Source organism: Roseburia sp. AF02-12 (assembly GCF_003461765.1).
Lineage (GTDB): Bacteria > Bacillota > Clostridia > Lachnospirales > Lachnospiraceae > Roseburia_C > Roseburia_C amylophila.
Window position 1 is genome coordinate 385,769 of the sequence record NZ_QTXS01000001.1, and the last position, 16,694, is coordinate 402,462.

The 16,694-nt window shown below is 40.7% G+C and carries 15 protein-coding genes; 14 read left to right on the forward strand and 1 reads right to left on the reverse strand.

What is annotated here, in order from left to right:
* Positions 1-39 precede the first annotated feature (39 nt).
* The 4 genes from DV740_RS01815 (at position 40) to pdxR (ending at position 4,980) form a co-directional block, all read left to right on the forward strand.
* Positions 40-900 carry a hypothetical protein gene (locus tag DV740_RS01815; protein WP_117699271.1) on the forward strand — a complete coding sequence of 287 codons (861 nt, stop codon included), beginning with the start codon at positions 40-42 and terminating at the stop codon, positions 898-900.
* A gap of 120 nt (positions 901-1,020) precedes the next feature.
* Positions 1,021-2,691 carry a glutamine--tRNA ligase/YqeY domain fusion protein gene (locus tag DV740_RS01820; protein WP_022243108.1) on the forward strand — a complete coding sequence of 557 codons (1,671 nt, stop codon included), beginning with the start codon at positions 1,021-1,023 and terminating at the stop codon, positions 2,689-2,691.
* Positions 2,692-2,706: 15 nt separating this feature from the next.
* A complete protein-coding gene (locus DV740_RS01825) occupies positions 2,707-3,558 on the forward strand; it encodes a DUF2225 domain-containing protein (protein WP_118056799.1) in 852 nt (283 codons plus the stop codon).
* 12 nt (positions 3,559-3,570) lie between these two features.
* Positions 3,571-4,980 (forward strand): MocR-like pyridoxine biosynthesis transcription factor PdxR, encoded by a 1,410-nt coding sequence (gene pdxR / locus DV740_RS01830; RefSeq protein ID WP_118087367.1) that lies wholly within the window; start codon positions 3,571-3,573, stop codon positions 4,978-4,980.
* A 70-nt stretch (positions 4,981-5,050) separates the two neighbouring features.
* Here pdxR and DV740_RS01835 read toward each other — a convergent pair whose 3' ends face one another.
* Positions 5,051-6,277, reverse strand: coding sequence for an argininosuccinate synthase (locus DV740_RS01835; RefSeq protein ID WP_022243105.1), 1,227 nt, complete (start codon positions 6,275-6,277; stop codon positions 5,051-5,053).
* A gap of 315 nt (positions 6,278-6,592) precedes the next feature.
* Between DV740_RS01835 and argC the strand changes: the two genes are divergently transcribed.
* From argC to DV740_RS01885, 10 genes are all read left to right on the forward strand, one after another.
* Positions 6,593-7,648: an N-acetyl-gamma-glutamyl-phosphate reductase gene (gene argC / locus DV740_RS01840; protein ID WP_118087945.1), complete on the forward strand. Its 1,056-nt coding sequence runs from the start codon at positions 6,593-6,595 to the stop codon at positions 7,646-7,648.
* A gap of 12 nt (positions 7,649-7,660) precedes the next feature.
* Complete coding sequence (locus DV740_RS01845; RefSeq protein WP_117696967.1) at positions 7,661-8,122, forward strand: GNAT family N-acetyltransferase; 462 nt, start codon at positions 7,661-7,663, stop codon at positions 8,120-8,122.
* Between the two features lie 63 nt (positions 8,123-8,185).
* A complete protein-coding gene (gene argJ / locus DV740_RS01850) occupies positions 8,186-9,409 on the forward strand; it encodes a bifunctional glutamate N-acetyltransferase/amino-acid acetyltransferase ArgJ (protein WP_117947635.1) in 1,224 nt (407 codons plus the stop codon).
* Positions 9,410-9,474: 65 nt separating this feature from the next.
* Complete coding sequence (gene argB, locus DV740_RS01855) at positions 9,475-10,374, forward strand: acetylglutamate kinase (RefSeq protein WP_022243101.1); 900 nt, start codon at positions 9,475-9,477, stop codon at positions 10,372-10,374.
* Positions 10,367-11,560 carry an aspartate aminotransferase family protein gene (locus tag DV740_RS01860; RefSeq protein WP_118087368.1) on the forward strand — a complete coding sequence of 398 codons (1,194 nt, stop codon included), beginning with the start codon at positions 10,367-10,369 and terminating at the stop codon, positions 11,558-11,560. The genes argB and DV740_RS01860 overlap by 8 nt, the downstream gene beginning before the upstream one ends.
* Positions 11,561-11,569: 9 nt before the next feature.
* A complete protein-coding gene (locus DV740_RS01865; protein ID WP_118087369.1) occupies positions 11,570-12,715 on the forward strand; it encodes a hypothetical protein in 1,146 nt (381 codons plus the stop codon).
* A gap of 106 nt (positions 12,716-12,821) precedes the next feature.
* Positions 12,822-13,397: a ComEA family DNA-binding protein gene (locus tag DV740_RS01870; protein ID WP_022243098.1), complete on the forward strand. Its 576-nt coding sequence runs from the start codon at positions 12,822-12,824 to the stop codon at positions 13,395-13,397.
* An 8-nt stretch (positions 13,398-13,405) separates the two neighbouring features.
* A complete protein-coding gene (locus DV740_RS01875; protein WP_022243097.1) occupies positions 13,406-14,095 on the forward strand; it encodes a response regulator transcription factor in 690 nt (229 codons plus the stop codon).
* Positions 14,096-14,128: 33 nt separating this feature from the next.
* Positions 14,129-15,577 (forward strand): sensor histidine kinase, encoded by a 1,449-nt coding sequence (locus DV740_RS01880; RefSeq protein ID WP_022243096.1) that lies wholly within the window; start codon positions 14,129-14,131, stop codon positions 15,575-15,577.
* Between the two features lie 10 nt (positions 15,578-15,587).
* Positions 15,588-16,550: a GerMN domain-containing protein gene (locus DV740_RS01885; protein ID WP_118087370.1), complete on the forward strand. Its 963-nt coding sequence runs from the start codon at positions 15,588-15,590 to the stop codon at positions 16,548-16,550.
* Positions 16,551-16,694 lie beyond the last annotated feature (144 nt).

Genomic DNA, 16,694 nt, shown 5'->3' on the forward strand with positions numbered 1-16,694 from the left:
AGATTGCAATAAACTAATTTATGAAATATGAGGTGTAATATGAATTTTTTGAATAAAATGGAGCGCAAAATTGGAAAATACGCCATCCCGAATCTGATGATTTATCTGATTGCAGCATATTGCATCGGATTTGTGATTTATACGGTAAATCCGAATTTTATGTTGATGCTGACCTTAAGCCCTTATCATATTCTGCATGGACAGGTATGGAGACTGATTACCTGGATTCTGATGCCGACAGACACCAGAGTATTCTCACTGCTGATTATGGCGCTTCTTTATTATCAGCTTGGTTCTGCACTGGAACGGAGCTGGGGCACATTCCGTTTTAATGTTTATATTTTCGGCGGAATGTTATTTACCGTAATCGGAGCGTTTATTTTATATGGAATATATGCAGCAGCCGGAACAGGAAGCTTAGAAACAATTTCATTGATTTCAAGCCTTACTTTCACTACGAATTATATCAATCTGACCATATTCCTTGCCTTTGCGGTCATGTATCCGGAAATGCAGATTTTACTGTTCTTTATTATTCCGGTAAAAATGAAGTGGATGGCAGTGGTATACGCAGTATTGATTGCAATTAATCTGATTTTAACCAGCTGGGGCGGAAGAATTGCTATCATTATGTCTATTTTAAACTTCCTGATTTTCTTCCTGTCTACCAGAAATTACAGAAGGGTATCCCCGAAGGAAATTCACCGGAAGCAGGTATTTAAGGCTCAGATGCAGGAACCGAGGAGAGGCAGCATGGTGACAAAGCATAAATGTGCAGTCTGCGGAAGAACCGAGCTGGATGATCCAAACCTGGAATTCCGTTTCTGCTCCAAGTGCGATGGCAATTACGAATATTGTCAGGATCATCTGTTTACCCATCAGCATATTAAGCACAGCTAGAAAAGGAAAATGCGACCGGACAACATTTTGACGGAACTCCAAAAATCGTTATTGATTTAGCAGACGTTTGACTTTATAATAGATATATTAGCGAAGAAACGAACCCAGGAGGAAGACAAAATGGAAAACGAAGCTGTCTCCAAGAATTTTATTGAGCAGATTATCGACAAAGATTTAGCAGAAGGACATTGCAAAACGGTGCATACCAGATTTCCACCGGAGCCAAATGGCTATTTGCATATCGGACATGCCAAATCTATTCTTTTAAATTATGGACTTGCACAGGAATATAACGGCTTATTTAATATGCGTTTTGACGATACCAATCCGACCAAAGAGCGAAGCGAATTCGTAGAGTCAATCAAAGAGGATATTAAATGGCTGGGTGCGGATTGGGGCGACAGATTGTTTTTTGCATCCAATTATTTTGATCAGATGTATGAAGCAGCTGTAAAACTGATTAAGAAAGGGAAAGCATATGTTTCTGACTTAAGCGCAGAAGAGATGCGCGAGTACCGCGGAACCTTAAAGGAGCCGGGAAAAGAAGATCCGTCAGCCGGTAGAAGTGTAGAAGAGAACTTAGAACTGTTTGAAGCAATGAAAGATGGCAGGTATGCAGACGGTGAAAAGGTATTGCGTGCCAGAATTGATATGGCTTCTCCAAATATGAATATGCGTGACCCAGTTATTTACCGTGTGGCACATATGACTCATCAGAATACAGGGGATAAATGGTGCATTTATCCGATGTATGATTTTGCACATCCAATCGAGGATGCCATTGAAGGAATTACACATTCTATCTGTACGCTGGAATTCGAAGACCACAGACCTTTATATGACTGGGTTGTCCGTGAGTTAGAGTATGAGAATCCACCAAAGCAGATTGAGTTTGCAAAATTATATCTTACCAATGTGGTAACCGGTAAGCGTTACATTAAGAAGCTGGTAGAGGAGCATATTGTAGATGGATGGGATGACCCGCGTCTGGTATCCATTGCCGCTTTGAGAAGAAGAGGCTTTACACCGGAGTCTATTAAAATGTTCGTAGAGCTGTGCGGCGTTTCTAAGGCAAACAGTTCGGTAGATTATGCAATGTTAGAATATTGTATCCGTGAGGATTTGAAATTAAAACGTTCCCGCGTGATGGCAGTATTAGATCCAATTAAGGTTATTATTGACAATTATCCAGAAGATCAGATAGAATACTTTGATGTGGTCAATAATATGGAAAATGAAGCTCTAGGCAGCCGTAAGGTTCCGTTTGCAAGAGAACTTTACATTGACAGAGAAGATTTCATGGAAGAACCGCCGAGAAAATATTTCCGTATGTTCCCGGGTAACGAAGTGCGTCTGATGCATGCATATTTTGTGAAATGCAACAGCTTTGTAAAAGACGAGAACGGAAAAGTGACAGAGATTCACTGTACCTATGACCCGGAATCCAGAGGCGGAAACAGCCCGGATGGAAGAAAGGTAAAAGGAACCATTCACTGGGTAGCAGCACCAACCGCAGTGAAAGCAGAAGTAAGATTATACGAGAATATTGTGGACGAAGAGTTGGGCGTATATAACGAAGACGGAAGCCTGAACTTAAATCCGAATTCTCTTACCGTATTAAAAGAGTGCTATGTAGAGCCAGGTCTTGCAGATGCAAAAGGATATGACAGCTTCCAGTTTGTACGACAGGGATATTTCTGTGTAGACGCGAAAGATTCAAAAGAAGATGCACTGGTATTTAACCGCATCGTTTCACTAAAGAGTTCTTATAAACTGCCAGCTCAGCAGTAGAGCGGAGGAATAGATATGAATTTATTTACTGGATTGGAAAAATTCGGAATAAAGGCAACTGACAGTACAGACCTTTATGCCGATGAGAAAGCAACAGAAAAGAAAACAAAAGAAAAAGTAGAAACAGCCGTAGCACAGCCAAAGGAAGAGGATTTCCTTTTAGATAAGACCGTGCGCTGCCCGGTATGTGATAAAGAATTTAAGACGAAAATGGTAAAAGCCGGTAAGGTGAAGCGATTGGAGCCGGATGCAGATTTGAGACCGAGACAGCAGTATGTGGATTCTTTGAAATATGATGTGGCATCCTGCCCGAATTGCGGATATACTTCTCTGAATCGTTATTTTGAACATATTACCATGGGTCAGATTAAATTGATTAAGGAACAGATTAGCCGGAATTTTCATCCGCAGGCACCATCTGACGATGCAACATGGGATTATGATAAGGCAATTGAAATGCATAAGTTATCCTTGTTTAATTCGATGGTAAAGAAAGCGAGAACCAGTGAAAAAGCATATAACTGTCTGATTCTTGCATGGTTGCTTCGCACCAAAGCAGAGGAATTAGAGACTGCCGGTAAAAAAGAAGAGGCAGCAGCCTGCAGACAGGAAGAGGAATCTTTCTATAAAGAGGCCTATGATGGCATGATGAAGGCAGTAAGTACAGAGATGTTCCCGATTTGTGGAATGGATCAGAGTACGATGGATTATCTTCTTGCAAATATGGCATTCCATTATAAGCAGTATGATGTAACATCAAAATGCTTAAGCCGTGTTTTGAGTTCCGCAAGTGCAAATCGTAAGATTAAGGATAAATCCTTGGAATTAAAAGAAATTATTTTAAAAGAGCTTAAGAAAAATCGATAGGTGGATAACGGGATGAAGGAATTATGGATTGATTTACAGCCGGATTCTCCACGCGCACTTTATGAGCAGATTTACGAATACATTCGTAAGGATATAGCAGACGGTAAGATTTCCCCGGGGGAAAAATTACCGTCTACTCGTTTTATGGCCAAAAATCTGCAAATCAGCAGGAGTACCGTGGAACTGGCATATGAACAGCTTACAGCAGAGGGTTATATTGAACCAAAACCCTGCGCAGGCTATTTTGTATGCGATATCAGCATGCTGTATCAACTGAGCCGTGGACAGGAAAAGCCAGAAGAGGGAAGACTCATGGAGCGGCAGAAAAAGCAGTATGAAATCAGTTTTTCTCCTTATGAGATTGACCGGAAGCATTTTCCCTATGGAATATGGTATCGGATGCATAAGAGTGTAGTGCCGGAGGATAACCCGGATTTATTGCTTTCGGGAAATCCAAAGGGAGAACTGAATCTTAGAATGGCAATCAGCCGCTATCTCTATCAGGCGAGAGGGGTAGTCTGCGATGAAAAACAGATTCTTATTGGTGCCGGTAATGAGTATCTTCTGTTATTGTTAGCTCAGATTATGGGGCGGGATAAGAAAGTGGCAATGGAGAATTATACTTATTTGCAGGCATATTATACTTTCTGTAATATGGGATATCGGGTGCTGGCAGAAGAAATTGATGAAGATGGAATTTGTATGGAGGCTATCCGGAAAGAAAATCCGGATATGGTTTATGTCATGCCATCCCATCAGTTCCCGTTGGGAAATGTCATGCCGCTGCGAAGAAGGCTGGAACTTTTACAGTGGGCGTCTGAAGGAGAAGAACGTTATATCATAGAAGATGACCACGATAGTGAGTTCCGTTATAAAGGAAAGCCGATTCCGGCTTTGTGGGGAAATGATACCGGAGAGCATGTGATTTATATAGGAACTTTTTCAAAAAGTATTGCACCTTCTCTTCGAATCAGTTTTATGGTATTGCCCCATTCCCTGATGGAGCGGTACCACAGTTCCTGTGGTTTCTATGCCTGTACGGTGCCGCGGAACAGTCAGGAAGTATTGTGCCATTTTATGGAAGAAGGGCATTTTGAACGGCATCTGAACCGTATGCGTAATAACTATAAGAATAAGCATGATACTTTTATGCGTCTTTTAAAGCAGGAAGACTGGGTCTGCCGCATTTACGGTGATAATGCCGGCCTGCATGTATTGGTAGAACTGGATGTGAAGTGGAAGGAAGAAGAAGTGGTAGAGCAGGCGAGAGAGCAGCATATTGAAATTCATGGACTGGGTGAATATGTGATTCAAAGGCCAAAGGAAAAGAAAGTTCCGACACTGGTGCTTGGATATGGTAATCTGACAGAAGATGAAATGGAACAGGGTCTTGCTGTATTAAGAGAGATTCTGGATAAATAAAAAAGACATTACATATCGGCGGCTGTCGAATGTAATGCCTTTTTTACATTCTATATTGCGTTAGAAAATTCTATTTCTGGTTATTTTTTTCTAATTCCTGCATTTTCATAGCACGAACTTTTAATGGAAGACCAAACAGTGTGATGAATCCATCTGCATCATGGTGATCATAAAGGTCTCCGGTTGTAAAGCTTGCCAGTGACTCACTGTAGAGAGAGTATGGAGAAGTTGTTCCGGCTTTGATGATGTTTCCTTTGTAGAGCTTGAATTTTACTTCACCGGTTACATATTCCTGGGTAGACTCAACGAATGCCTGAACTGCTTCACGTAAAGGTGTGAACCATTTTCCTTCGTAAACAATCTGAGCCATACGATTGCCCATATCTTTTTTTACATCCATAGTAGCACGGTCTAATACGAGTTCCTCTAACTGACGATGTGCTTCCATCAGGATAGTTCCGCCAGGAGTTTCATATACACCACGGGATTTCATACCAACAACACGGTTTTCTACGATATCGATGATACCAATTCCATGTTTGCCGCCTAAACGGTTTAATTCACGGATGATATCGGAAACTTTCATTTTCTTTCCATTAACAGCAGTAGGAACACCTTTTTCAAAGGTCATGGTTACGTATTCACCCTCATCCGGAGCTTTTTCCGGAGAAACACCAAGAACTAAAAGGTGGTCATAGTTTGGCTCATTTGCAGGATCCTCTAACTCAAGACCTTCGTGGCTGATGTGCCATAAGTTACGGTCACGGCTGTAGCTCTGGTCAGTAGAGAATGGAAGATGAATGCCATGTGCTTTGCAGTATTCAATTTCGGATTCACGGGAATCCATTTTCCATTTGTCATCACGCCAAGGAGCAATAATTTTAATATCAGGAGCAAGTGCTTTGATAGAAAGCTCGAAACGAATCTGGTCATTTCCCTTACCGGTTGCACCGTGGCAGATAGCAACAGCATTTTCTTTTCGTGCAATTTCAACTAATTTCTTGGCAATACCAGGACGAGCCATAGAAGTTCCTAAGAGATATTTGTTCTCATATACGGCATCTGCCTGAACACATGGAACAATATAGTCATCACAGAATTCATCTGTAATATCTTCAATATATAATTTGGTTGCACCGGATAATTTTGCTCTTTCATCAAGGCCATCCAGCTCTTCACCCTGTCCGCAGTCAACGCAGCAGCAGATTACTTCATAATCATAATTTTCTTTTAACCATGGGATGATAGCGGTTGTATCAAGTCCACCAGAGTACGCTAAAACAACTTTTTCTTTCATAATAATAGGTATCCTTTCTTCAGATGTTTTTTAACTAGGACTAATATACAACAAAAAAATTAAATACGCAAGCGAAAAAATATACATAATATACTTATAAAAATGCATAATTATATACAAAGGGTACATATTTATGTATAAAAAACGGATAATATATTAATAAAAGAAGACTTATAGAATCACAAATTAACTGAAAAAGCGTGAAAACAGAAAATAATACTTGCATAATGTATAAAACGAATGTATAATTATGCACTGTAAATGGCATGCAGATTTCGTGTGTGCCATAATCTTAAGAAGAAAGAAGATGTAAAAATGATTAAAGCAGGAATTATCGGAGCAACCGGATATGCAGGAGCAGAACTGGTAAGGATTCTTATGGGACATCCTTCCGTAGAGATTAAGTGGTATGGCTCCAGAAGTTATATAGATAAGAAGTATGCAGATGTTTATCGTAATATGTTTGAAATCGTAGAGGATACCTGTCTCGATGATAATATAGAAGAGCTGGTAAAGCAGGTAGATGTTATCTTTACAGCAACACCGCAGGGTTTCCTTGGCTCTGTATTGAATGAGAAGATTTTATCCGAGACAAAGGTAATTGATTTGAGCGCAGATTACCGTATTAAAGATGTGGCTACTTATGAAAAATGGTATAAAATTGAGCATAAGAGTCCACAGTTTATTGAAGAAGCCGTTTACGGACTTTGCGAAATCAATCGTGAAAAGGTGAAAAATGCAAGACTGGTAGCCAACCCGGGATGCTATACCACCTGTTCTATTTTAACCGCATATCCGTTGGTAAAAGAGGGCCTGATTGATGCCAATACATTGATTGTGGATGCAAAGAGCGGTACTTCCGGTGCAGGACGTGGAGCAAAGGTCAATAATCTGTTCTGTGAAGTAAATGAAAATATGAAGGCATATGGCGTGGCAACCCACAGACACACACCGGAAATTGAAGAACAGTTAGGTTATGCAGCCGGAAAAGAGATTACCATCAGCTTTACACCACATCTTGTTCCGATGAACCGTGGTATCTTAGCAACAGAGTACGCATCACTGGTGAAGAAAGCAGACGGAAGTTATCCAACCAAAGAAGAGCTTCGTGCAGCTTATGAAAAATATTATAAGAACGAGAAATTCGTCAGGGTATTAGAGGATGGTGTGTGCCCGGAAACCAAATGGGTAGAAGGAAGCAACTATGTAGATGTGAACTTTGTAGTAGATGAGCGTACCGGAAGAGTGATTATGATGGGTGCGCTGGATAATCTGGTAAAAGGAGCAGCCGGTCAGGCGGTTCAGAATATGAATTTATTATTTGGATTAAAGGAATCGGAAGGTCTCGAACTGGTACCGATGTTCCCGTAAGCAGGAGAGAATATGGCAGAAGCTACATATATATTAAGAACAATGAAAGAAGACGATTTTAATGAAGTCCATGCACTCTGGATGAGCATTCATGGATTTGGCATCCGGAGCATTGATGATTCGGAAGAAAATGTGAAACGTTTTATCCGAAGAAATCCGGACACCAGTATTGTGGCATGTATGGATGGAAAAATCGTAGGAGCTATTCTTTGCGGACAGGATGGAAGAAGAGGATGCTTTTATCATGTATGCGTCCATGAGGATTACCGGAAACATGGTATTGGAAAAGCAATGGCAATGATGGCAATGGAAGCATTGAAAAAAGAGGGCATCAACAAAGTAAATCTGGTGGCATTTACCAGTAATGAGCTGGGCAATGGATTCTGGAAGAATATGGGCTGGACATTCCGGAAGGATATGAATTATTATGAATTTGATTTGAATCCAGAAAATGTAACTGTATTTAATCCATAAATAAATTTGGAAAGCAGACAGCTTAAGATAAAAGACAGAGGAAAGCAGGACAGGAGGCATATTATGAAAAAAGTAGAAGGCGGCGTTACCGCAGCAGAAGGTTTTCAGGCTGCATCCACAGCAGCAGGTATTAAGTATAAAGACAGAACAGATATGGCAATGATTTATTCCACAGAGCCATGTGCAGTTGCCGGAACATTTACCACGAATGTCGTAAAGGCAGCACCGGTAAAATGGGATAAGGACATTGTAAAGAACAGTGCATTTGCACAGGCAGTTGTAGTAAATGCCGGAATTGCCAATGCATGTACCGGAACAGAAGGATTAGGATATTGCAAAGATACCGCAAAGAAAACTTCAGAGTTAATGGATATTCCGGAGGATGCAGTTCTTGTGGCATCCACAGGAGTAATTGGAAAGCAGCTTCCGATTGACCGTATCTGTGCCGGTGTGGAACAGATGAGTAAAAAATTAAGTGGTGATTTAACTAGTGGACATAATGCAGCACTTGCCATTATGACAACAGATACCCATGAGAAAGAGGCTGCAGTGGAGGTAGAGCTTTCCGGTAAGAAGGTTACCATCGGTGGAATGTGTAAAGGCTCTGGCATGATTCATCCGAATATGTGTACCATGTTAAGCTTTATCACAACAGATGCGGCAATTTCAAAAGAAATGTTGCAGGAAGCACTGAGCAGTACCGTAACAGATACTTATAACATGATTTCCGTAGATGGAGATACTTCCACCAACGACACCTGCCTGGTACTGGCAAATGGCCTTGCAGGCAATGAAAAAATCAAAGAGAAGAATGAAGATTACGAAATATTCTGTGAAGCACTTTATTATGTCAATGAAGCACTGGCTAAGATGATGGCAGGAGATGGCGAAGGCGCAACTGCTTTATTTGAAGTAAAAGTAGTGCATGCGGCATCCAAAGAAGATGCGGTTATCTTAAGCAAATCCGTAGTAACATCAAGCCTTACCAAGGCTGCAATCTTTGGACATGATGCTAACTGGGGAAGAATCCTATGTGCATTGGGCTATTCCGGCGTGGAATTTGATCCGGAGCAGGTTGACCTTTACTTTGAAAGTGCAGCCGGCAAGCTGATGATTATCAAAGATGGTGTTGCCGTAGATTATTCCGAGGAAGAGGCAACTAAGATTTTATCTGAAAAAGAAGTAACTGCCATTGCAGATATGAAGATGGGTGAAGCCTGTGCAACAGCATGGGGCTGTGATTTGACCTATGATTATATTAAAATAAATGCAGATTATCGTTCTTAAAAAAGATTTGATTGAAAAAATATATGAAAAAAGATTTTTTAAGAAAAGGAAAGAGGATTGGTCAGATGGAAGAAAACAGTATGCAGGAAATATTGAAAAAAGCTGAGGTATTAATTGAGGCATTGCCATATATCCAGCGTTTCAACCGCAAAATTATCGTAGTAAAATACGGCGGAAGTGCAATGGTAGATGAAGAGTTAAAGCAGAGCGTTATCCAGGATGTAACTCTTTTAAAACTGGTTGGTTTCAAACCGATTATCGTTCATGGTGGCGGTAAGGAAATCAGCAAATGGGTTGCAAAAGCCGGAATGGAGCCGGAATTTATCAATGGACTTCGTAAAACCGATGCACCTACCATGGAAATTGCAGAGATGGTTCTTGGAAAAGTCAATAAATCACTGGTTCAGATGGTAGAAAAGCTTGGCGTGAACGCAGTAGGTATCAGCGGTAAAGATGGTGGACTGCTGAAGGTAAATAAGAAATTATCCAATGGACAGGATATCGGGTATGTGGGTGAAGTTAAGGAAGTAAATCCAAAGATTTTATATGATCTTCTCGAAAAAGATTTCCTGCCGATTATCTGCCCGGTAGGTCTTGATGATAATTATGATACTTACAATATCAATGCGGACGATGCAGCGTGTGCAATTGCCCGTGCCGTACAGGCAGAAAAGCTTGCATTCCTTACAGATATTGAAGGTGTATACAAAGATCCGGATGATAAATCTACACTGATTTCCGAACTTAAGATTTCAGATGCACACAAGCTGATTGAAGATGGTTATATTGGCGGCGGAATGCTTCCAAAATTAAATAACTGTATCGATGCCATTGAAAATGGTGTGTCCAGAGTACATATCTTAGATGGTAGAATTGCACATTGTCTGTTACTGGAAATCTTTACAAACCGAGGAATCGGAACAGCAATTTTAGGAGATGCGGAGGAAAAGTTTTATCATGAATAAACAGGAATATATGGATTGTGAAGATAAAGCATTATTACATACTTATAATCGTTTCCCTCTGGTATTAGATCATGGTGAGGGCGTATATCTTTATGATACCGATGGAAAGAAGTATCTTGATTTTGCGGCAGGTATTGCGGTAGAAGCGTTAGGATACAGCAATGAAGCGTATAAGCAGGCATTGAAAGACCAGATTGATAAAATTACACATACTTCAAATCTTTATTATAATGTCCCGATTATGGAAGCTGCAGAGAAATTCTTAAAAGTTTCCAAAATGGACAGGGTTTTCTTCACCAACAGTGGAGCAGAAGCCATTGAGGGAGCAATTAAGGCAGCAAAAAAATATGCCTATACCAGAGATGGTCATGCAGACCATGAGATTATAGCCATGAACCATTCCTTCCATGGAAGAACCCTGGGTGCATTATCCGTAACCGGAAATGCCCATTACAGAGAACCATTTGAGCCACTCTGTGGTGGTGTGAAATTTGCAGATTTTAATGATATTGAAAGTGTGAAAGCACAGGTAACGGAAAAAACATGTGCCATTATCTTTGAAACCGTGCAGGGAGAAGGCGGTATTTATCCGGCAGAGGAATCCTTTATGAAAGAGATTTCTGCACTCTGCAAAGAAAAAGATATTCTTCTTATTTTAGATGAAATCCAGTGTGGAATGGGAAGAACCGGAGAAATGTTTGCATGGCAGCATTATGGGATTAAACCGGATATTATGACCAGTGCCAAGGCATTGGGATGTGGTGTCCCGGTAGGAGCTTTTGCCATGACAGAACATGTGGCAGAGAAATCCTTGGCACCGGGTGACCATGGAACCACATATGGAGGTAATCCGTTTGTCGGAGCAGCGGTCAGTAAGGTAATGGACTTATTTGAAGAATTAAAGCTTACAGACCATGTAAAAGAAATCGCACAGTATCTGGAGACAGAACTGGATAAGCTGGTAGAAGAATATGATTTTATTACAGCCCGCCGTGGCATGGGACTGATGCAGGGACTCGTAAGCACAAAACCGGTTGGAAGCATCGCAACAGATGCGTTAAAAGAAGGCTTAATTATTATAACCGCTGGCGCAGATGTAATCCGTATGGTGCCGCCGCTTGTGATTGAAAAAGAGCATGTGGATGAAATGATATCGAAATTGAAAAAAGTACTGGATCGTATATAGGCAGGGTATATGAAAAAGAAAACAAAGGAAATTATAGAAACAACAACGCTGGCAGTGGGAGTTATCCTGCTGTCAGCGGCTGCATTTTACAGCAGCAAAGAAACTGGCAAAACAGAGTTAAAAACAGATAGAAAAGAGCAGATAACATCTGAGCAGGAAACAAAAGAAGCATATGAAGCAGCACAAAAGGAGCTATCCTTTTGGTACAGCGATGCAGACTGCAGGAATTATTTTGAACAGTGTGCAGTGGATTATTATGCCAAAACCGGTATCGCAGTGGGGATCCGTTATGTAGATGAGGAATCTTACCTTGAACAGATTTATGATGCAACGATGACGGAAGAAGACTATCCGGATTTGTATCTTGCCTGGAATGATGCAAAAGACAAGGCGTATTTATATGGTGTTGCAACGGAAGAAGAATACCCATTGTTTTTTGATACACTGGTGATGGTATATCAGAAAGAGAATTTCCTGGAAGCACCGGAGAGTATTTCGGAAATTTTAGACTATGGACAGAATAACCTTTTAGGAGAAGGTGTAGGAAATCTGCTGGAATGGAATGTGGCAGATGGATTTTATGATTATCCATTTGTGGGGACTGAAGTGGAATGGAATGAGACGGACTATACCCTTTTGACGACATATGGAGAAAAATATAATGATGAATTAACTTTCTTTAAAAACCTTTCAGAAACTGTGGGGATTGATACGGATGAAATTGACAGAAATCAGGTGGTGGAGAATTTTAATCAGGGAGCATCTTTGTGTGCAATCATTGATTCTGATGATTTAAATAAGATGACAGCAGAAAATTATGGCGTTTGCGGGCTGCCGATGTTAGACGATACCACACCGATGCAGGGGGTTGCCAGAACGGGGATCCTTTTGGTAAATGAATTTTCGGGGGAAAAAGATATGGCGTCTGATTTTGCTGCTTTTATAGAAAAAGAAGAAGTGGATACCCTGCATGCAATGACTGGTCATATTTCTACAGATGAAGGTGCCAGCCGGGATGAAGCAGAACAGGCAGCTTTTATGCAGTATCAGAACAGCCAGCTGGTAGCGGATGCTGCAAATGCAGGTGAGTTCTGGTCAGAATTTACAAGGCAGATGAAGGCATTGTGGAATGGTGGAAGCCTGCCACAGGAATAATTTGAAAATACTACTTGTATAAAGGGCAAATTTTCGTTAAAATAGAAAACAGTAAGCATTAGGGGACTTTCTTGCATAACAGAATTTATGTAAGGGAGTGATACGGATGAAAAAAGTCGGGTTATTAGCTCTGGCTTTATATTGTGGGATTATATATACGGCATGTGGAAAAGAAGATACCGTATATTTTGAGCCGGATACGCAAATGGAGAGTGAAGAGGTTACAGAAGCTGTCTTATGCCCGCCGGCTTCTTGTTATGTATATGTCTGTGGTGAGGTAGTGCACCCGGGGGTATATGAAGTGGCAGAAGGAGCCAGGGTCTGCGATGTATTAGAACTGGCAGGAGGCTTAAAGGATGCTGCAGCAAAAGAGGCACTCAATCAGGCAGAACCGGTTGTTGACGGACAGATGATAAAGGTGCCGGATCAGGAAACTTACCTTTTGCAGCAGACAGGGAGTGCTGATTCGGCAGCAGAGCCGGAGGATGGCAGAATCAATCTGAATACTGCATCAAAGGAACAGCTTATGACACTTTCCGGAATTGGAGAATCAAAAGCTGAGACAATTATTTCTTACCGGGAAAAGAATGGCGCATTTCAGACCATTGAAGATTTAATGAATATTCCCGGAATTAAAAATGGCGTTTTTGAAAAAATAAAAGATAATATAATGGTTAACTGAGGTGTAAAATGGCAAAAAAAGTTCTGGTTGTGGACGACGAAAAATTAATAGTGAAAGGAATCCGTTTTTCATTGGAACAGGATGGAATGGAAGTAACCTGTGCGTATGATGGTGAAGAGGCACTGCATCTGGCACAGGAGAATAAGTTTGATATGATTTTACTGGATATCATGCTTCCGAAGATGGATGGATTTGAAGTGTGTCAGGCAATCCGGGAGTTTTCTAATATGCCAATCGTCATGCTGACAGCAAAAGGCGATGATATGGATAAAATCTTAGGACTGGAATATGGTGCAGATGATTATATCACCAAGCCGTTTAATATTCTTGAGGTGAAAGCCAGAATCAAAGCAATTATGCGAAGAACTGCTGCCAGTGAACCGAAGGAAGAAAATTCCAAAGTGATAGAGAGCGGCGATTTAAAATTAGACTGTGAGAGCCGCAGACTGTTTGTCCAGGGAAGAGAGATTAATCTGACAGCCAAGGAATTTGACTTGTTAGAGCTTCTTGTTATGAATCCGAATAAGGTATACAGCCGTGAGAATCTGCTGAATCTGGTATGGGGTTATGAATATCCGGGCGATGTCAGAACGGTGGATGTTCATGTGCGTAGACTGCGTGAGAAGATTGAACCGAATCCGAGTGAGCCAAAATATGTGCATACGAAATGGGGTGTAGGTTATTTCTATCAGAAATAACAGCGATATAGCAGAGGATGAAGGTACAGACTTATGAATAGAAAAAAAGGTATTCGCAATTTTTTGAAAAGCATGAAATTCCGGCTGATTTGTCTTTTTATGCTGATTGGTATTTTGACCGGAATTTTAATCCGGACCGGAATTTTAACTGCGTATGAGAAACATGCGGTTTCTAACCGGAGTGTAGATGTAATTGGTCAGGCAAAGATTCTTGCAAACCAGATGGTCTCCACAGATTATATCAATGGAGCGGAGTCGGAAAGCATCACTTCACAGTTGCAGCAGATGTCACGTATTTATGATGGAAGAATTCTTCTGATAGATTCTTCTTTTCATATTATAAAAGATACTTATGATCTGGATACCGATAAAACAATTATTTCAGAAGAAGTCATAAAGTCATTCCGCGGTGAGGATTCTATGAATTATGATGTGGATAATCATTATGTGGAAATGACTATTCCGCTGACTACAGATAACGTAGAGTCAGGGGAGAAGAGTATTATCGGAGTGCTTCTTATCAGTGTTTCGACAGATAGTATTCTTGCCAATCTGGAATATATGAGAAATGCTGCATTAGTGCTTCAGATTTTCGGGGCAGTTTTACTGTTTGCAGTCAGCGTATTTTTATCCGTTCGTCTGACAAACCCGTTGAAGAATATGGCATCCTCTATTGCTGAGATTCAGAATGGATATGGAACCAGTGATGGGGAGCTGATGATTAAGGATTATTCTGAAACAGTTCAGATTTCGGAAAAATTTAATAAACTTTATAGCAGAATGAAGATGCTGGATGACTCCAGACAGGAATTTGTGTCCAATGTGTCCCATGAGCTGAAAACACCGCTTACTTCTATGAAGGTACTGGCAGACTCACTGAATGGACAGGAAGATGTTCCGGTAGAACTGTATCGTGAATTTATGTTAGACATTGGAAATGAAATTGAACGTGAAAATAAAATTATCAATGATTTGCTCTCGCTGGTTAAGATGGACAAGTCTGCATCAGATTTGAATATCACGTCAGTTAACATCAATGAGATGCTGGATTTAATTTTAAAGAGATTAAAACCGATTGCGGAAAAACAGCATGTAGATCTAGTGTTGGAAAGCTTCCGGCCTGTTACAGCGGAAATTGATGAGGTAAAGCTGACGCTTGCCATTACCAATCTGGTGGAAAATGCAATCAAATACAATAAGGAAGACGGTTGGGTACATGTGTCCTTGAATGCAGATTATCAGTATTTCTATCTTAAGGTAGAGGATTCCGGCATCGGTATTCCGGAGGATTCCTTAGAGCATATTTATGAAAGATTCTACCGCGTAGACAAGTCCCATTCCAGAGAAATAGGTGGAACCGGACTGGGACTTGCCATTACAAGAAATGCAATATTAATGCACCGTGGTGCAATTAAGGTATTTAGTACAGAGGGTGAGGGAACGCTCTTTACTGTGCGGATTCCGCTGAATTACATTGCCTAGGAGGTCTGGCATGAAGAAAATTGCAGGATGGCTGAGTTTTATCTTTCTGGTATCGCTGTTCACAGGGTGTGGCAGACAGGAGACAGATGACCCGGCGTATCATATTTATTATCTGAATAAAGAAAAAACAAAAGTGGTAGAGCAGCCATATGATTTAAAAGAGGGCAAGACAGAGGACATGATAGCCACTCTTTTAGATGCGTTGTGCACCAATACGGATAGTGTGGAGTATCAGAAACCGGTTCCTGGTGATGTTACAATTACAGACTGGTCACTGGAAAGCAATCAGCTGTTCCTTTACTTTAATGATAATTATTCCAAAATGCAGTCTACGGATGAGGTGTTGTGCCGGGCAGCAGTGGTAAAGACACTGGTACAGCTTCCGGATGTAAAATATGTATCTTTTTATGTGGGAGATGCACCGTTGGCAGACAGCCGGGATAATGTAATCGGACTGATGACAGAAGAAAGCTTTGTTGAGAATCCGGGAAAACAGATTAATTCCATTCAGACAACAACATTACATTTATATTATGCAAATGCTGATGGAAACGGACTGGTAGAATGCGAAAAAGAAGTACAGTACAGCAGTAACATTTCCTTGGAAAAACTGATTATGGAGAATCTTTTAAAGGGACCGGATGATAAGAATTTGAAAGCACCACTTCCGGAAGGAACAAATCTTGTCAATGTTACGACAACCAATGGAACCTGCTATGTTACATTAGATGAGGCGTTCCTGAATCAGAATTATGAAATACAGGAGCCAATTGTCATTTATTCTATTGTAGACTCTTTATCGGAGATTTCAACCATCAGTAAGGTGCAGATTTCTGTAAACGGAAAGACCAGCGGTGTTTACCGGGATAGTTTTGCATTAGACCAGCTTTATGAACGGAACCTTGACTATGTGGTAAGTGCAGATGAGAACGAGACGGTATCTACAGAAGCACAAACAGAAGAGACACCTTAGTAGAAGGTCTTAAGAAGAAGTATCTTATAAGTAACATATCTTATAAGCAGCATATTAAGAAGAAACATCTTAGAAAAATATTTAGGAGGGGTTATATCGAAATTATAAAACGCCCCTTATGCTATGGAACGATATTGTTCCTGT

Bases quoted from the DNA above. Each gene is read 5' to 3' on its own strand.
- DV740_RS01815 (WP_117699271.1), top strand. From the start codon at position 40: ATGAATTTTTTGAATAAAATGGAGCGCAAAATTGGAAAATACGCCATC.
- DV740_RS01820 (WP_022243108.1), top strand. From the start codon at position 1,021: ATGGAAAACGAAGCTGTCTCCAAGAATTTTATTGAGCAGATTATCGAC.
- DV740_RS01825 (WP_118056799.1), top strand. From the start codon at position 2,707: ATGAATTTATTTACTGGATTGGAAAAATTCGGAATAAAGGCAACTGAC.
- pdxR (WP_118087367.1), top strand. From the start codon at position 3,571: ATGAAGGAATTATGGATTGATTTACAGCCGGATTCTCCACGCGCACTT.
- DV740_RS01835 (WP_022243105.1), bottom strand. From the start codon at position 6,277: ATGAAAGAAAAAGTTGTTTTAGCGTACTCTGGTGGACTTGATACAACC.
- argC (WP_118087945.1), top strand. From the start codon at position 6,593: ATGATTAAAGCAGGAATTATCGGAGCAACCGGATATGCAGGAGCAGAA.
- DV740_RS01845 (WP_117696967.1), top strand. From the start codon at position 7,661: ATGGCAGAAGCTACATATATATTAAGAACAATGAAAGAAGACGATTTT.
- argJ (WP_117947635.1), top strand. From the start codon at position 8,186: ATGAAAAAAGTAGAAGGCGGCGTTACCGCAGCAGAAGGTTTTCAGGCT.
- argB (WP_022243101.1), top strand. From the start codon at position 9,475: ATGGAAGAAAACAGTATGCAGGAAATATTGAAAAAAGCTGAGGTATTA.
- DV740_RS01860 (WP_118087368.1), top strand. From the start codon at position 10,367: ATGAATAAACAGGAATATATGGATTGTGAAGATAAAGCATTATTACAT.
- DV740_RS01865 (WP_118087369.1), top strand. From the start codon at position 11,570: ATGAAAAAGAAAACAAAGGAAATTATAGAAACAACAACGCTGGCAGTG.
- DV740_RS01870 (WP_022243098.1), top strand. From the start codon at position 12,822: ATGAAAAAAGTCGGGTTATTAGCTCTGGCTTTATATTGTGGGATTATA.
- DV740_RS01875 (WP_022243097.1), top strand. From the start codon at position 13,406: ATGGCAAAAAAAGTTCTGGTTGTGGACGACGAAAAATTAATAGTGAAA.
- DV740_RS01880 (WP_022243096.1), top strand. From the start codon at position 14,129: ATGAATAGAAAAAAAGGTATTCGCAATTTTTTGAAAAGCATGAAATTC.
- DV740_RS01885 (WP_118087370.1), top strand. From the start codon at position 15,588: ATGAAGAAAATTGCAGGATGGCTGAGTTTTATCTTTCTGGTATCGCTG.